The 16,013-nt window shown below is 64.6% G+C and carries 15 protein-coding genes, 1 tRNA gene and 1 riboswitch; of the genes, 12 read left to right on the forward strand and 4 right to left on the reverse strand.

What is annotated here, in order from left to right; translation table 11 throughout:
* Positions 1-728 (reverse strand): serine hydroxymethyltransferase (gene glyA, locus AWB79_RS36380; protein WP_157695928.1); only part of this gene is annotated, 728 nt, incomplete at its 3' end.
* Between the two features lie 172 nt (positions 729-900).
* A riboswitch (ZMP/ZTP riboswitch) is annotated at positions 901-999 on the reverse strand.
* Positions 1,000-1,205: 206 nt separating this feature from the next.
* Here glyA and ydfG point away from each other — a divergent pair.
* The 11 genes from ydfG (at position 1,206) to AWB79_RS36435 (ending at position 10,054) form a co-directional block, all read left to right on the forward strand.
* Positions 1,206-1,952 carry a bifunctional NADP-dependent 3-hydroxy acid dehydrogenase/3-hydroxypropionate dehydrogenase YdfG gene (ydfG, locus tag AWB79_RS36385; protein WP_061172314.1) on the forward strand — a complete coding sequence of 249 codons (747 nt, stop codon included), beginning with the start codon at positions 1,206-1,208 and terminating at the stop codon, positions 1,950-1,952.
* A gap of 127 nt (positions 1,953-2,079) precedes the next feature.
* A complete protein-coding gene (gene ybgC, locus AWB79_RS36390; RefSeq protein WP_061172315.1) occupies positions 2,080-2,541 on the forward strand; it encodes a tol-pal system-associated acyl-CoA thioesterase in 462 nt (153 codons plus the stop codon).
* A gap of 166 nt (positions 2,542-2,707) precedes the next feature.
* Positions 2,708-3,385, forward strand: coding sequence for a protein TolQ (gene tolQ, locus AWB79_RS36395; protein WP_016346195.1), 678 nt, complete (start codon positions 2,708-2,710; stop codon positions 3,383-3,385).
* A gap of 15 nt (positions 3,386-3,400) precedes the next feature.
* Positions 3,401-3,844: a protein TolR gene (gene tolR / locus AWB79_RS36400; protein WP_061172316.1), complete on the forward strand. Its 444-nt coding sequence runs from the start codon at positions 3,401-3,403 to the stop codon at positions 3,842-3,844.
* Complete coding sequence (tolA, locus tag AWB79_RS36405) at positions 3,841-4,956, forward strand: cell envelope integrity protein TolA (RefSeq protein ID WP_061172317.1); 1,116 nt, start codon at positions 3,841-3,843, stop codon at positions 4,954-4,956. The genes tolR and tolA overlap by 4 nt, the downstream gene beginning before the upstream one ends.
* Positions 4,957-5,093: 137 nt before the next feature.
* Positions 5,094-6,386 carry a Tol-Pal system beta propeller repeat protein TolB gene (gene tolB / locus AWB79_RS36410; protein WP_061172318.1) on the forward strand — a complete coding sequence of 431 codons (1,293 nt, stop codon included), beginning with the start codon at positions 5,094-5,096 and terminating at the stop codon, positions 6,384-6,386.
* Positions 6,387-6,440: 54 nt separating this feature from the next.
* Positions 6,441-6,947 (forward strand): peptidoglycan-associated lipoprotein Pal, encoded by a 507-nt coding sequence (gene pal, locus AWB79_RS36415; RefSeq protein ID WP_061172319.1) that lies wholly within the window; start codon positions 6,441-6,443, stop codon positions 6,945-6,947.
* Positions 6,948-6,983: 36 nt separating this feature from the next.
* Entirely contained in the window at positions 6,984-7,733 is a 750-nt protein-coding gene (gene ybgF / locus AWB79_RS36420; protein WP_061172320.1) for a tol-pal system protein YbgF, read from the forward strand.
* A 173-nt stretch (positions 7,734-7,906) separates the two neighbouring features.
* A tRNA-Lys gene (locus AWB79_RS36425) sits at positions 7,907-7,982 on the forward strand.
* A 180-nt stretch (positions 7,983-8,162) separates the two neighbouring features.
* Positions 8,163-9,236, forward strand: a complete 1,074-nt coding sequence (locus AWB79_RS36430; protein WP_061172321.1) for a helix-turn-helix transcriptional regulator — start codon at positions 8,163-8,165, stop codon at positions 9,234-9,236.
* Positions 9,233-10,054, forward strand: a complete 822-nt coding sequence (locus AWB79_RS36435) for an SIR2 family NAD-dependent protein deacylase (protein ID WP_061172322.1) — start codon at positions 9,233-9,235, stop codon at positions 10,052-10,054. Before AWB79_RS36430 ends, AWB79_RS36435 begins: the two co-directional genes overlap by 4 nt.
* Positions 10,055-10,058: 4 nt before the next feature.
* Here the strand turns inward: AWB79_RS36435 and AWB79_RS36440 are convergent, their stop codons facing one another.
* Both AWB79_RS36440 and AWB79_RS36445 read right to left on the reverse strand, forming a co-directional pair.
* Positions 10,059-13,520: an ATP-binding protein gene (locus tag AWB79_RS36440; protein ID WP_061172323.1), complete on the reverse strand. Its 3,462-nt coding sequence runs from the start codon at positions 13,518-13,520 to the stop codon at positions 10,059-10,061.
* Positions 13,521-13,524: 4 nt separating this feature from the next.
* Positions 13,525-14,781: a metallophosphoesterase family protein gene (locus AWB79_RS36445; protein WP_061172324.1), complete on the reverse strand. Its 1,257-nt coding sequence runs from the start codon at positions 14,779-14,781 to the stop codon at positions 13,525-13,527.
* A gap of 180 nt (positions 14,782-14,961) precedes the next feature.
* On the opposite strand from AWB79_RS36445, the gene AWB79_RS36450 reads away from it, so the two are divergent.
* Complete coding sequence (locus AWB79_RS36450; RefSeq protein ID WP_061172340.1) at positions 14,962-15,216, forward strand: hypothetical protein; 255 nt, start codon at positions 14,962-14,964, stop codon at positions 15,214-15,216.
* On the opposite strand, the gene rsmA is transcribed toward AWB79_RS36450, so the two are convergent.
* Positions 15,198-16,013, reverse strand: coding sequence for a 16S rRNA (adenine(1518)-N(6)/adenine(1519)-N(6))-dimethyltransferase RsmA (rsmA, locus tag AWB79_RS36455; RefSeq protein ID WP_061172325.1), 816 nt, complete (start codon positions 16,011-16,013; stop codon positions 15,198-15,200). The genes AWB79_RS36450 and rsmA overlap by 19 nt on opposite strands.

Genomic DNA, 16,013 nt, shown 5'->3' on the forward strand with positions numbered 1-16,013 from the left:
TTCATCAGGATGACGCCGCCGCGCGGGCCGCGCAGGCTCTTGTGCGTGGTCGTCGTGACGAAGTCGGCGTGCGGCACCGGATTCGGATAGACGCCTGCTGCGACGAGACCCGCGTAGTGCGCCATGTCCACCATGAAATACGCGCCGACGCTCTTCGCGATCTTCGAAAGACGCTCGAAGTCGATCTTCAGCGCGAACGCCGAAGCGCCCGCCACGATCAGCTTCGGCTTGTGTTCCTTGGCAAGCGCCTCGGTCTTGTCGTAGTCGATGTCTTCGGCTGCGTTCAGACCATAGCTCACGACGTTGAACCACTTGCCCGACATGTTGACCGGCGAGCCGTGCGTGAGGTGACCGCCTTCGGCGAGGCTCATGCCCATGATCGTGTCGCCGGGCTTGAGCACCGCGAAGAACACGCCCTGGTTGGCCTGCGAGCCGGAGTTCGGCTGCACGTTCGCGGCTTCGGCGCCGAACAGTTGCTTCACGCGGTCGATCGCCAGTTGCTCGACGATATCCACGTATTCACAGCCGCCGTAATAACGCTTGCCGGGATAGCCTTCCGCGTACTTGTTGGTCAGTTGCGAACCTTGCGCGGCCATGACGGCGGGCGAGGTGTAGTTTTCCGACGCGATCAGCTCGATGTGATCTTCCTGGCGACGGTTTTCCTGCTCGATCGCCTTGAGCAGTTCGGGATCGACCTTGGCGAGGGTACTTTCGGCTCTGTCAAACATACGTTTTCCGTGAGATCTAAACAGGTTGACCGGATCGCGCGTGCGCGTGATGCGCGTGGCACACAGACGCAGAAGATGCTGGAAACCGATGGAGTCCAGGCGCGACGGATGAAGGATGAATCCGATTTCGCAGAACGGACAGCCTCCGGCAACGCAGCGACGGCGCGCGGATCTCAGCTGCCCAGGCGAACGGCAAAACGACGCTCCGCGCTTCCTGGTGGGTCGCTCCACCTTGAATCCGAAGATTCTATCGCCAGTCACGCGGGGTTTGAGCGTTGTAGTTTAATGGGCGGCCCTGCTTTAGGCAACCGGCTTGCGGGCTTGCCCAGAGCGCCCGCATGGCTCGATAAAGCACGATCGTTCGAGCCCGCGATTGCTTGCCGCGGCGCATCAATGGAAGTACTCTTTGCGCCGTTGCCGGACTTGCGCCAGGGCGCGCTCCGGCTTTGCCTGCCCCACCCCATTCGGAGTCCGCTCATGATCGTTTTCGTCACCGGCGCGTCCGCCGGATTCGGCGCCGCCATCGCCCGCACATTCGTGAAAGGCGGCCATCGAGTGATCGCGGCCGCGCGCCGCAAGGATCGCCTGCAGGCGCTCTCGAGCGAACTGGGCGACGCGCTGCTGCCGGTGGAACTCGACGTCCGCGACGAAGCCGCTGTCCGTAGCGCGATCGCCGCGCTGCCCGAGGCCTTCTCACAAATCGACGTGCTCGTGAACAACGCGGGGCTCGCGCTCGGGCTCGAACCCGCGCAGCGCGCGAACCTGCAAGACTGGAAGGACATGATCGACACGAACTGCGCCGGCCTCGTAACGGTCACGCACGCGGTGCTGCCCGGCATGGTCGAGCGCAATCGTGGGCACGTGTTCAATATCGGCTCGGTCGCGGGCACGTATCCGTACGCCGGCGGCAACGTGTACGGCGCGACCAAGGCGTTCGTGCGGCAGTTCAGCCTGAACCTGCGCGCGGATGTGGCCGGCACGGCGCTGCGCGTGACCGACATCGAGCCGGGGCTCGTCGGCGGCACCGAGTTCTCCAACGTGCGCTTCAAGGGCGACGACTCCAAGGCCGCCACTGTATACAAGGACACGCAGCCGCTCACGCCCGAGGATATCGCCGACGCGATCTACTGGATCGCGACGCGTCCGGCGCACGTGAACATCAACGCCATCGAGATGATGCCCATCGCGCAGAGCTTCGCACCGTTGCAAATTCACCGCGGCTGATAAGGGGAAATGCCTAAGGATTTGGCGAGGGTGCTTCGGGTTCCGGTAAAATGCCGCCGATGAATATCTGTCAAAAAGCAAGCCGGAGCGCTCCGATGAGCCTTCGCGCGAGCGGAGCGGCGCAAAGGTGAGTGATCCGTTGAGTTTCGAGTGGCCGGTTCGGGTGTATTACGAGGACACCGACGCCGGAGGCATCGTCTTCTACGCGAACTACCTGAAGTTCTTCGAGCGGGCGCGCACCGAGTGGCTGCGCGCGTGCGGCATCGACCAGCAGCGTCTCTCCGATTCGAGCGGCATCGTGTTCGTCGTGCGGCGTACGGCCGTCGAATATTCGTCGCCGGCGCGGCTGGACGACGTCATTCGCGTCGTGAGTCGTATCGAGCGGCTCGGGCGCGCGTCGGTGGATTTTCATCAGGAAGCGTGGCGCGACGGGGTGCTGCTCGCGAGCGGCGATATTCGCATCGCTTCGGTGGATCGCGCGTCGATTCGTCCGGCCGCCATTCCCGACGCGGTGCTCGAGGGCCTGAAACGCGGCCCGCACGCCGCGCTCGCCACCGCGCCGAGCGGCACCAACCCGGACCGAGTCTGACCGATGAACGCATCGCACCCCGAAGCGAACCCGGTATCGGGAATTGAAAAAGGCATTACGGAGCACGGGCCGGTTACGGCGCGGCTTTCGTTTAATTCACATCCGTTTCACGAAAGCATGACGCTTTAAACCGGACGCCCTTCGCGGGACGTAACAGCGGACCTTTATGAACAATACACAAGACCTGTCGATCGTTTCTCTCGTCATTCACGCGAGCCTGCTCGCGCAGGCCGTGATGGCGCTGCTGCTGCTGCTTTCGCTGCTGTCGTGGACTTTCATTTTCCGCAAGTGGTTCGCCATTCGCCGCGCACGCGCGCAGACCGAGCGTTTCGAGCGCGATTTCTGGTCGGGCGGCGACCTGCAGGCGCTATATCAGAGCGCGGCGAACAATCGCCACACCATCGGCGCACTTGAGCGTATCTTCGAATCGGGCATGCGTGAATTCCTGAAGGGCAAGGAGCGCCGCATCACCGACCCCGGCGCGATCCTCGACGGCTCCCGCCGCGCGATGCGCGCCGCCTTTCAGCGTGAAATGGACGTGCTCGAAGCGAATCTCGCGTTCCTCGCGTCGGTCGGTTCGGTGAGTCCGTATATCGGTCTCTTCGGCACGGTCTGGGGGATCATGAACTCGTTCCGCGGTCTCGCCAACGTGCAGCAGGCGACGCTCGCGAACGTGGCGCCCGGCATCGCGGAAGCGCTCGTCGCGACCGCCATCGGCCTGTTCGCCGCGATTCCGGCCGTGGTCGCGTACAACCGCTACGCCCACGATATCGACCGTCTGGCAATCCGCTTCGAGACTTTCATCGAAGAGTTTTCGAACATCCTGCAGCGCCAGGCGCACTAAGAGAAGGAGTCCGCTATGGCAGGCCCCATTCGTTCCAGCATGCGCGGCAGCTCGCGCCGCGCGATGTCCGACATCAACGTCGTGCCGTATATCGACGTGATGCTCGTGCTGCTCGTCATTTTCATGGTGACGGCGCCGCTCGTTTCGCCTTCCATCATCAATCTGCCGACGGTCGGCAACGCGCAGCCGCAGGAGCAGCAGCCGCCGCTCGTCATCAACATCAAGGCGGACGGCAGCATGAACGTCCGCTACAAGGACGATAGCGGCTCGTCGCAAGAGCAGAAGATGACCAAGGACGATCTCAACACCTTCGTGCTCAATCGTCAGGAGTCGCATCCGGATCAGCCCGTCGTGATCGCGGCCGACAAAACGGTGAAGTACGAAGTCGTGATGAACGTGATGTCCGATATGAAGGCGCGCGGCGTGAAGCGCGTCGGATTGCTCGTCAAATCGCAATGACCCTTTTGCACAAGCAGCCAAGCGCGCCGTCCGCGCGACCGATCCGCCCGCCGCGCGAGCGCGGCACGGGCAAGGCGTTCGCGCTCGCGGCGCTGATGCATCTGCTGCTCATCTGGCTGCTGTATCACGGCATCAACTGGCAGAACAACACGCCGGCCGGCGCTGAAGCCGAAATCTGGACCGAGATTCCGGATACCTCCACGCCGACACCCCGCCCCGCCCCGCCGCCGCCCGCGCCCGTCAAGGTGCAGCCCGCGCCGCCGCCCGCGCGCGACGAGGAAGCGGACATCGCGTTGCAGGAAAAGAAGCGCAAGCAGCAGGAAGCCGCCGCGCGCGAGGCGCAACTCGCAGAGCAGCGCCGCCAGCAGGAAGAAGCGAAGCAGGAAGCGGAAGCGAAGCGCCAGCAGCAACTGGCCGCGCAAGCCGCCGCTGCGGCCGCCCAGCAGAAGGCGATGCAGGACAAGCAGAAGCAGATCGAGCAGCAGCGTCAGGCCGAACTGCAGAAGCAGCAGCAACAGAAGGCGCAGCAGGACAAGCAGCGCCAGCAGCAAGCCGAAGCGCAGAAGCAGGAACAGCTCAAGGAGCAGAAGGAAAAAGAGAAGGAGCAGCAGGAAGCCAAGGCGAAGGCCGACGCGCAAGCCAAGGCCAAGGCTGAAGCCGATGCGAAGGCGAAGGCCGCCGCGCAGGCGAAAGCCAAGGCCGATGCGGAAGCGAAGGCCAAGCTCGATGGCGAACGCAAGGCGCGTCTCGCGCAGTTGCAGGGTCAGCTGGGCGGCGGCACGGCGGGCAGCGGCGAAGGCCTCGCCAAGAGCGGCACCGGCAAGGGCGCAGGCGGCAATGCGACTTCGCCGGGTTATGCCGAGAAGGTGCAGCGTCGCGTGCGGCCGAACATCGTGTGGGCAGGCGAAACCGCCGGGCTCGAGACGGTCGTGTCGGTGCGCTGCTCGCCAACGGGTACGTTGCTGTCGGCAAATATCACGCGCTCGAGCGGCAACGAGCAGTGGGATCAGGCGGCGCTGCGCGCGGTGCAGCGCTCGGATCCGATGCCTGTCGATAACGACGGAAAGGCGCCGGATCGCTTCACGATCACGCTGCGCCCGGCGGGAGGCTGATTGCGCGAATCGCATGATTTCATGGGGAAAAGTGCCCATGAAAGCGCGCATCGAGCTGCGGGAACGAATTGTGCGAGCGCGGGTCTGTTCTGCAGTCCGCTAACACTTGAAACGCTTTTTTCTGGAACCTATACAGCATGAGTTTGATGACGAAGCTTGGCCTGAGAACGCTGGTCGCGTCCTGCCTGATCGCAGCCGGCACCGCCGCACACGCCCAGTTGAACGTACTCGTGACCGGCGTCGGCTCCACGCAATATCCGATCGCAACGGCCAATTTCGCCAACGAAGCGAATTCACCGCAGCAGGTCAGCGCGATCATCCGCCAGGATCTGCAGCGCAGCGGCAAGTTCACGAATATCGACGCAGGCGGCACGCCGGTATCGGAAACCGATTCGGTCGATCTCGGCGCGTGGAAGGCGAAGGGCGCGAATGCGTTCGTGTCGGGCAGCGTGAACAAGCTGCCGAACGGCCAGTACGAAGTGCGCTTCCGCCTCTATGACACGGTCAGCCAGCAGAATCTCGGCGGCCTGTCGCTGGTGTCCGCCGAAAGCGGCCTGCGCATGAGCGCGCACAAGATCGCCGATTACATCTACGCGAAGCTGCTCGGCGGCCGCGGCGTGTTCGCGACGCGTCTGTCCTACGTGATTCAGACGGGCGGCCGATATCAATTGCAGATTTCCGATTCGGACGGCCAGGACGCCAAGATCGCCCTCTCCAGCCCCGAACCGATCATCTCGCCGGCTTGGTCGCCGGACGGCACGAAGGTCGCGTATGTGTCCTTCGAGAAGAAGAAGCCGGTGGTGTACATCCACGATCTGCCGACGGGACGTCGCGTGGTCGTGTCGAATCAGAAGGGCAACAACAGCGCCCCGGCCTGGTCGCCTGACGGCCGCAAGCTCGCGGTCGCGCTCTCGCGCACCGGCAACACGCAGATTTTCGAAGTCAACGCTGACGGCTCCGGCCTGCGCCGTCTCACACAAGGCAGTTCCATCGATACCGAGCCGGCCTTCTCGCCCGATGGCAACTCCATCTACTTCACGAGCGATCGCGGCGGCCAACCGCAGATCTACAAGATGCCGGCGGCGGGGGAAAGCGCCGGCGCGGCCCAGCGGGTCACGTTCACCGGTTCGTACAACACGAGCCCGCGCGTGAGCCCGGACGGCAAGCAGCTCGCGTACATTTCGCGCACGGGCGGCGGTTTCAAGCTGTATCTGCAGGACCTCGCGTCCGGCACGGCGACGGGGCTGACCGACACGACGCATGACGAATCGCCGAGCTTCGCGGCGAATGGTCAGTACATCCTCTACGCCACCCAAGTGAACGGACGTGGCGTGTTGGCAGCCGTTTCGACCGACGGTCGCACGCGGCAAGTCTTGTCAGTTCAGGGCGGTGTGGTGCGCGAGCCGTCCTGGGGTCCGTTCATGCAGTAAAACAGCAATAACGTTTCACAGACAACGTTCAGCTACAACACAAGGAGAGGTACCATGATGTCGAAACTTCGTATCGGCCTGGCAGTTGCGATGGTCGGCGCATTGGCGGCTTGTCACTCGGGCGTGAAGCTCGACGAAGGTCAGAACAAGGGTGCGGTCGGCACGCAGCCGAACCCGACGGACGTGAAGCAGGTCAACATCGACCCGCTGAACGACCCGAACAGCCCGCTCGCCAAGCGCAGCATCTATTTCGACTTCGACAGCTACGCCGTGAAGGACGACTATCAGCCGCTGCTGCAACAACACTCGTCGTACCTGAAGAGCCATCCGGAGCGTCACGTCCTGATCCAGGGCAACACCGACGAGCGTGGCACGAGCGAGTACAACCTGGCGCTGGGCCAGAAGCGCGCGGAAGCCGTGCGTCGCGCAATGTCGCTGATGGGCGTCGCCGATGCGCAGATGGAAGCCGTGAGCCTCGGCAAGGAAAAGCCGATGGCGACGGGTCACGACGAATCGTCGTGGGCACAGAACCGCCGTGCGGACCTCGTGTACCAGCAGTAATTTATCTAACGTAACCAGTCACGGGTGAGTCGCCCTATGTTGTTTCGTTTCCCCTTGCTGCGCGCGGCCGCAGCCGTGTGCGTCGTTGGCGCGGTGATGACGAGCGTGCCAGCGCACGCCGGTGTCTTCGACGACAACGAAGCGCGTAAAGCCGTGCTCGACCTGCGCACGAAGACAGATAGCCTGTCCAGTCAGTTGCAGGCGGCGCAGCGCACGATCCTCGATCAGCAGAACCGTATCGACCAGCTCAATCAGCAGGTCGCGACGGTTCGTGGACAGAACGAGGATCTGGCCAACCAGGTCGCGACGCTGCAAAAGCAGCAAAAGGACTATTACGCCGATCTCGACACGCGCTTGAAGAAGTTCGAGCCGCAGCAAGAGACGATCGACGGCGTGACCGGTTCGGTGCAGCCCGGCGAGACGGAAGCGTTCAACGCAGCGTCGACTCAGTTCCGTGCTGGCGACTACAAGAACGCCGCGGCGTCGTTCAAGGCGTTCGTGGCGAAGTATCCGCAGAGCCCGTATCAGCCGACGGCTCGATACTGGCTCGGCAATGCCTTGTACGCCCAGCGCGACTACAAGGGATCGACTGCAATCTGGCAGGACCTGGTGAAGCAGTATCCGACGCATCCGCGAGCACCCGAGGCGTTGCTCGCAATCGCGAACAACCAGATCGAGCAAGGCCAGAAGGCGGCTGCCAAGCAGACGCTTCAGCAGATCATCTCGCAGTACTCCGGCACGGAAGTCGCGCAGACCGCGCAAAGCAAGATGTCGCAAGTGAAGTAAGTGTTTTTTCGGCGCTTTCTTCGCGCTGAGGTTTCAGCGCGCGTCTCGAGGAGAATGCCCGCGAGCAATGATGTCGCGGGCGTTTTTTTGACCTTTCCTTCGACGTCCGCGAAATTCCTTAGCGAATTGGGTTGACAGTTTCACCGTTCGTTGATTATAATTTTGCCTCTTTCGGGTCGTTAGCTCAGCTGGTAGAGCAGCGGACTTTTAATCCGTTGGTCACAGGTTCGAATCCCGTACGGCCTACCAAAGAATCAAGCAGATAGCCCAGTCTTCGGACTGGGCTTTTTGTTTTGCGCCTTCCCCGCCTCCATCTCGTCTCTCGCGTCGTCGCCGAGTGGCCTGCCTCTTGTCCGCACCTTCATCAAGACACAATCTGTCTCATCGCATCTCTATAATCGGAAACGACATTCACTCGTTCCGAGCCCCATGACCTCCAGCCTCGACGAAGCCATTCTCCGCGTGCTGCCTACCGAACGGGACGCGACCGCCTGGCTTTCGACGCCCGAAGTCCGGCGCCGGCTCGAAGAGCGCGGTCATCGCGTCGGCTATACGAAGAAAGTGCAGCGCCATCTGAGCGCGCTCGAAGCCGACTCGCGCGTCGTGTCAACGATCAACGGACGCGAACTGCTCTGGCAGCGCAAGCCCTGGCTGCACGGCCTGCAGGAAGGCGTGAGCGGCCTGATGAGCGCGTCCGAAGCGGTCGCGTTTCACATTCTTCAGCGCTTCGCCGGCAACAAGCTGCCGACCGCCGTGACGCGCGACATCGATCCGCTTTTCAAGGCCGCCGAGGCACGGCTCTCGCAGGAAAAGGCCGACAGCCGCATGTATCGCGCGTGGGCCGACAAGATCGATTCCGTCGATGGCGCTTTCACGCTGATCCGTCCGAAGCTGCGTCCGGAGATCTTCCAGACCGTCGCCACCGCCACGTTCTTCGAGCGCGAACTGCTGGTGCAATATCGTCCGGCGTACAAGGGCGAGCAAAGCGCCGAGCCGAAAACCAAAACCCTCTGGCCGCTCGCGCTGGTCGAATCCGCGGGAGTCATGTACATGGTCGCGCAAGACCCGAATCGCGCGCCGCGTCCCGAGAAAGGCGAAACGGAATGGATGCGCACGCTCTACCGGCTCGACCGCATCCGCTCGGCGACGGAATCGGGCGCGTCTTTCACCTATCCGGAAGACTTCAAGCTGCGCAAGTACATCGAGACGCAACAGGCATTCGACTTCCTGCCCGAGCCGCCGGTGTGCCTCGAACTTGCTTTCGAGGGCACGGCGGGCAATCAGTTGCGCGAATCGCCGATGTCAAAAGACCAGCAGATCGACACACTTCCCGACGGCCGCATGAAAGTGTCCGGCACCGTCACGCCGAGTCTCAAGCTGCGCTGGTGGCTGCGCGCGCTGGGCGCAGGCGTGGAAATTCTCGCGCCGCAAGACTTGCGCGATGAATTCGCCGAAGACTACAGGAAGCTCGCGAAACGTTACGGAGAAGGAAGCGCGCAATGAGCGATCAGGCGCCGATGGAGCAGGCCGCGCAATGGATCCGCGAGGCGGACGGCCTGCTGATCACCGCCGGCGCAGGCATGGGCGTCGACTCGGGACTGCCCGACTTTCGCGGCCCGGAGGGGTTCTGGCGCGCGTATCCGGCGCTGCGTCATCACGGCTTTTCGTTCGAGGAGATGGCCAACCCTGAAGGCTTCGTCCGGCATCCGGCGCTCGCGTGGGGCTTCTACGGGCATCGGCTCGCACTGTATCGCGCGACGCGGCCGCACGACGGCTTCGGCGTGCTCAAGCGCTGGGCGGCGCGCATGCCGCACGGCGCGTTCGTCTTCACCAGCAATGTCGACGGGCAGTTTCAGCGCGCCGGCTTTGCACACGAGCGCGTCGCCGAATGCCACGGTGCGATCGACGCGCTGCAATGCATCGACGCCTGCACCGGCGATATCTGGTCCGCCGACGGCTTCGATCCGGTCATCGACGAAAGCCGCTGCGAGCTGCTCAACGCGCCGCCGCGCTGCCCGCATTGCCACGCGCTCGCGCGTCCCAACATTCTCATGTTCGGCGACTGGAACTGGATCGACACGCGGTCGGCGCGGCAAGAACAAAGACTTGGCACATGGCTGCAGGGCGTCGGGCGGCTGGTGGTCGTCGAGCTCGGCGCGGGGCGCGCGCTGCCAACGGTCCGGCGCTTCAGCGAGCGCAACGGGCCGCGCGTCGTGCGCATCAATCCGCGCGAGCACGCGATTGCCCCGAACTGCGGCGTGGGCATCGCGGGTGGCGCGCGCGACACGCTGTTGCGCCTCGACGCGCTGCTGAACGGATGACGGGTCAGCTCATGTCGCACACGTTGACCTGCGCGCCGAGAACCTCACGCACGATATCGATCAGGTGATCGTGATGGCTCAGGAAGATCACCTGCGTGCGTTTCGCGATCTGCGCGAGCACGCGCAGGCCGGCGCGCGCGCGATTGTCGTCGAAGTTGATGAAGAGATCGTCCGCCACGAACGGCAACGGCGACGCCTTCTCGCCATGTTCTTCGAGCGCGGCCAGCCGCAGCGCGAGATACAACTGATCGCGCGTACCCTCGCTCATGCCCGCGATATCCACGTGCTCGCCGCTCGAGCGGATCGCCGACAGCGCCATCGGCTGCCGGTCGTAATCTACGGAGAGCCGCGAGAACGCGCCCAGCGTGAGCGTCGAAAAAATCGCGCTCGCACGCGATAGCATCGGTCCCTGGCGGCGTTCGCGATAACGGTCGATCGCCCACTTGAGCAGCGTCGACGCCGTCTCGACCTTGACGAAGCGCTCGGCGGCGTCGGCCATCGCGGACAGCGCTTCCTGGCGTTTGGCTTCGGCGCGCGCGGCGTTCGCAGCGCCGGAAATGGCGTCGAGCTCGCGGCGCGCGGCGTCGAGCGTGGTCGCGATATCGCTGGCGATTTTCACCGACTCGGACAACGCCGCGCCGATGCGCGACAGCTCGGCATGCACGTTCGGAATGTCCGCGTCCTCCACTTCCGCCACGAGCTCGTCGAGCGTGAGTCCGTCGCCGCCCTTGATCAGCGCGTTACGCGCTTCGTCCACTGCCACGCTCAGCTCGCGCTTTTTCTGCGATTGCGCGATCAGCGCCGCGAGGACATCGGGCGTATCGACGCCGGCCGTTTCGTAGAGCGGACGCAGCGTCGCGCGCGCTTCATCGACTTCGGCCTTCGCGAGGCTCACCTGCGCGCTCGCCTGCGCGTGTTCCTTCTTCAGCCGCTCCAAATCCGCATGCGCCGCGCTCGCGCGCGCGAGCCGCGTCGAGAGTTCCGTCGCGATCGCCGCCGCGCCGAGCGCCGCGAGCGATGCATCGAGTTCCTGCGCGAGCTGCACGGCATCGGCTTCGAGGGCGGCGAGCGCCATGCGCATCGCGTCGATCTGGCCGCCGCGAACGCTCTCGATCTGCGTCAGTTGCTCGCCGATCTTCTTCACGATGTCGATTGCCGCTTCGGCCGCCGCCTGCGAATCGGCGGCGTTCGCGAGGCCCGCTTTCGCGAGCGCCGCCGACCATTCGCGTTGCCAGCGCTCGAAAACCTCGCGGGCCGCGCGCGCCGCGCCTTCGCGCGCGATGCGTCCGGCCAGCGCTTCGTCGAGCTGTGCGTTCATGGCGCGCCGCGTGGCGATGGCGTCGTCGATGGAGGCGATATGCGCTTCGGCGCGATCGCACAGCGCGTCGAGACCGGCTTGCGTGTCGTGCGTGGCGCCCGCCTCCGCGAGATGACGCGCGAGTTCGTCGCGACGCGCGGCGGCGTCGGCGGATTCGCGCGCGAGATCCTGCGTGCGCGCATCGAGCGCGTGCGCCGCCGTCAGCACCTTGTCGCGCGACGCGATCCACGCCGGCGCATCGTCGAGCGACATGTCCGCGAGCTGCGACTGCGCGGCCAGCGTGCACCAGGTTTCATCGAAATCGGCCAATGCCGCTTTGGCTGCGCGCACGCTTTCCTCGCGGCGAGCGAGCGTCGCCTGTTCGTTCGCGACGCGCCGTTTCAGGGCCGCGAGTTGCGTCGTCTGACCGACCGAGCCCAGATGACGATCGGCCAGGCCGTCGGCCGTGTGCATCGCGGTTTCGAAACCGGGCGCGGCTGCGTCCAGCGCGACGTCGCCCGAGCGGATCGCGCGCCAGGCTGCGTCGCGCTGGACGCGCGCGTCGCGGACCTCGTCGCCGGTCACGACATCGTGGGTTTGCACGAGATCGTCGAGTTCGCTCCGCGCCGTGGCAAGGTCGTCTTTCGCTTCGTCCTCGCGATCCACCGCGAGCGTCACGCGCGACGCCAGTTCCTGCCGCTCGGCGCGCAGCGTTGCGATGCGCTCCCCGGCGGGAAGCGTCATCGCCTTCAGTTCGTCGATCGGGCGCGTCCACTGACCGAGCGACGCGAGGCCCGCGTCGAGCGTTTGCTGCGCCTCACGCCGCGCGTCTTCGAAACGCTGCACGGTCGCGCCCGCATCGCGATATTTCTGCGCCGCACGCAAGGCCGCGCGCAGACCCGGCGTCACCTCGCCGCTCGCGATGGACGCGAGCTTCGACTTGAGAGACTCGATTTGCGCCGCGCTTTGCCCGGCCGTCTGCTCCGTGTTGCGGGCCGCGGTTTCGAGTTCGCCGCGCTCGAGCATCAGGCTCGTGACCGTTTGCAGCGCGAGCGGCCCCGGCATGGCGCGACGTGCGCCCGCTTCGTCCTGCGGCCAGCCGAGTTGCGCGCCGTCCTGCGCGACCTGCCGCAGGCGCATCGCGACTTCCTGTTCGAGCCGCGCGATTTCGCTCGCGTGATCCGCCGTGCGCTGATGCGCCGCGTCGAGCGCACGAATGCGCGCCTGCGCCGCGAGCAGCGCGTCATCGACGTGAACCGCGCCTGCCTCGGCCTGCAAGCGCTCTGCCTTCTCCGCGTGCAATTCGAGCGCGCGCCCGGCCGATGCGAGCCGCGTCAGCGCGTCTTGCAGCGTCGCTTCGGCGTTCGCGGGAAGATCGACGACATCGCCCAGTTCGCGCAATTCGGCCGACTTCTCGCGCCATACGTTCAGATACGGCGCAATGCGGCGCACGCGTTCGAGCCTGCCGCGCGCTGCTTCGAGCTCGGCGCGGCGCGCGTCCTGCTCGCGGCTCTTCTCCTCGGCTTCTTCGACGGCGTTATGCGCGCGACGCCATTGCGTCGTTCGCACGCTCGCGGTTTTCAGGTCGCCGCTGGCTTCCTCGTATTGCCTGAGACCCGCGTAGTACACGCGGTTTTCCGACCTGCGTTTCGCCCAAAGCTTGTCGGCTTCGTCCGCGAGTCGCTGACGCACGTCGCCGAGACTCGCGATGCCCGCCGCCGATTGAAACAGCACCTGCCCGACATCGCTCGATGCATCGAGAATCGCTTCACCGCCACGGCGCAGCGCGTCGTGATTCAGGCAGTACATCTGCTCGAAAAAGCTCTTGTCGGCGGCGCCGAGAAAGGTGGCGAGCGCATCGGCGGCGAGCGGGTCGCCGTTGGGCGCGCACAGCGGCGCGCGGCGGCTCTTCGTGCGATGAAACGCGAAGCTTTCCTCGCCTGTCTCGATGCTCGCGCCAATCCGCAGATCGCTTTGCGGATGCACGAACGCGAGCGGCGAGCTATGCGGCATGCCGAAGAGCAGCTCGGAGATCGCGTTCCTGATGGTCGACTTGCCGGCTTCGTTCGGGCCGACGACGAAGTGAAAATCATGCTCCGCCGCGGGAAACTCGACGGTGCGATCGGTGAATTTGCCGTAGCGGATGAGTTCGAGCTTGCCGATGCGCATGGGCTTACTCCGCATCGGCCAGTTGCGCGATCAGCCCGGAGCGCACGTCGCTCACCAGCTTCGCGAGTTCGCCGTTGCGCACGTGTTCCAGTTCGGGCACCGACTTCTGCAATTCGCTCGGCGCCTGCGACGCCAGCGTGATCAGTTTGTCCTTCAGCATGTTCAGAAAGTCAGGATCGGTTTCGGCTTCGATCAGAAGGCCGTGAAGGTCGGCGAGCGCATCGGTGCGGCCGGTCGCGGGCTCGCTGTGCGAGAGCGGCTCGGTCGCGATCTTCACTTTTTCCAGCCACAGCCGTTCGTGGCTGATGGCCGCGATCTGGGCGAGCACTTCCGCGCGCAACTGCGTTTCCAGGCCGAACAGTTCGCCATGCGCCTGCGTCGCGCCGGTGATCGTCACGCGCACCGCGTGCGGGACGGGCGACTCCGCCTCTTCGACGAGCGCTTCGAGCGCACGTCCGACGGCAAGCGCGACTTCATCGAGCGTATCCGCCTGCGACGCATCCACGGTCACGGACTCCCAGCGCAGGACGTCGATGAAAAGCCGCTCGACGCTCACCTCCTCCGCCTCCGACACACTGACGAGCACCGCGCCGCGCCGCCCCGTTTCGCGGATGTTGCGCCCCTGCAGATTGCCCGGAAACACGATGGTCGACGCGTCCTGCCAGATCGCGTACTCGTGCACGTGGCCGAGCGCCCAGTAGTGATATTCCTTCGCGTGCAACTCCGCGACGGAGCACGGCGCGTAGCTCGCGTGCATCGAGCCGCCTTCGAGCGCCGTATGCAGCACGCCGATGTTGAAGTACCCCGCGACGGGCGGCGGATACGCGGTGACGAGATTCGTCGTGACCGCCTTTTCCTTGAAGCTGTGGCCGTGCAGCGCGACCTTCAGATCGTCGATGCGAAATGTCTGCGGCTTTTTCGGCGAGAACGTGTGGACGTTGTCGGGCAAGCGCAACTGGCTCGTCATTTCGCTTTCGGCGTCGTGATTGCCGAAGAGCACATAGACCGGAATGCCCGCGCGGCGCAGCCGCCCCATTTCGCTGCAGAAGAAGATGCCGGTGTTGTGGTCGCGCCAGGTGCCGTCGTAGAGGTCGCCGGCGATCACCATGAAATCGACTTTCTCGTCCACCGCGACGGAAACGAGCTTCGAGAACGCCTCGCGCGTCGCGTTGCGCAGCATGTCGGCCGGCGCGTCCGCATAGGCGGAAAGGCCGTGCAACGGGCTGTCGAGGTGAATGTCCGCCGCGTGTATGAAGCGCATGCGCTGTCTCCTGGAAAGTGTCTTGCCGCCCTGCATTCATGGGGACGACGATATTAGCAGCCGATTCGGACGGATCGTGTCCCGATACTGCGACGTGCGCGATCACGAGGATCAGGACATCGATTGTCCCGACGCGCTCACAGAATGGCGCACTCGATTCAACGCGACACAAGGAAAACGATGAACACCACGCTCGAACGGGACACCACGATCACGAGCCCTTACACCGCAAGGAATGTCGATGCCGCGATCGGGCATCTGGAACGCGTGCTGTCGGCGGAAGGCGCGAATTCGCTGTTCGGCCAGACCTACTGGCGCACGCGGGTGCAGCAGGTGAGCGCGACGCGCGGCCTGCACCACGAGCAGCGCGCGCGCCTTGCGCGATTGATGAGATTGCTGTCCGACGCCGGCGGAGTTCAGGTGCGCAAGCGCTGAACCGTCTGCGCCAGCGCGACGAATTCCGCGACCGGCACTTCTTCGGCGCGGCGCGCGAGATCGAAGCCGAGCGCATCGAAATCGATCGTGTCGCGATACGCGCCGAGGTTGTTGCGCAACACCTTGCGACGCTGCGCGAACGCGGCCTTCACGACATCGCTCAGCACGTTTTCATCGACTTCCGGCAACTCGTGCGGCGCGAACGGAATCATGCGCACGATCGCGGAGTTCACCTTCGGCGGCGGATTGAACGACTCGGGCGGCACGTCGATCAGCTTGTCCATCACGTAGCGGTATTGCAGCATCACGGAAAGCCGCCCGTAGTCCTTGCTGGCAGGCTCCGCGATCATGCGCTCGACCACTTCGTCCTGCAGCATGAAATGCTGGTCGATCACCTTGGGCGCGAAGCTCGTCAGGTGAAACAGAAGCGGGCTGGAAATGTTGTACGGCAGATTGCCGACGATGCGCAATGAAGGCTTCTCGCCTTCGAGCGCGAGCGTGCCGAAATCGAAGTCGAGCGCGTCGGCGGAATGCACGACGAGCCTGTCGCCGAAACGCTTTTCCAGCCGGCCGATCAGATCGCGGTCCAGTTCGACCGCGTGCAGCGGCGATTCAGGCGTCGCGAGCCGTTCTATCAGCGGCTCGGTGAGCGCGGCGAGTCCCGGTCCGATCTCGACCATGCGTTCGCCGCGCGCAGGCGCGATCGTATCGACGATCGAATCGATGATGCCCTGATCGACGAGAAAGTTCTGCCCGAAGCGCTTGCGCGCGAAATGGCCTTGGTGTTTGGTCGACAT

Source organism: Caballeronia hypogeia, from assembly GCF_001544875.2.
Taxonomy (GTDB): Bacteria; Pseudomonadota; Gammaproteobacteria; order Burkholderiales; family Burkholderiaceae; genus Caballeronia; species Caballeronia hypogeia.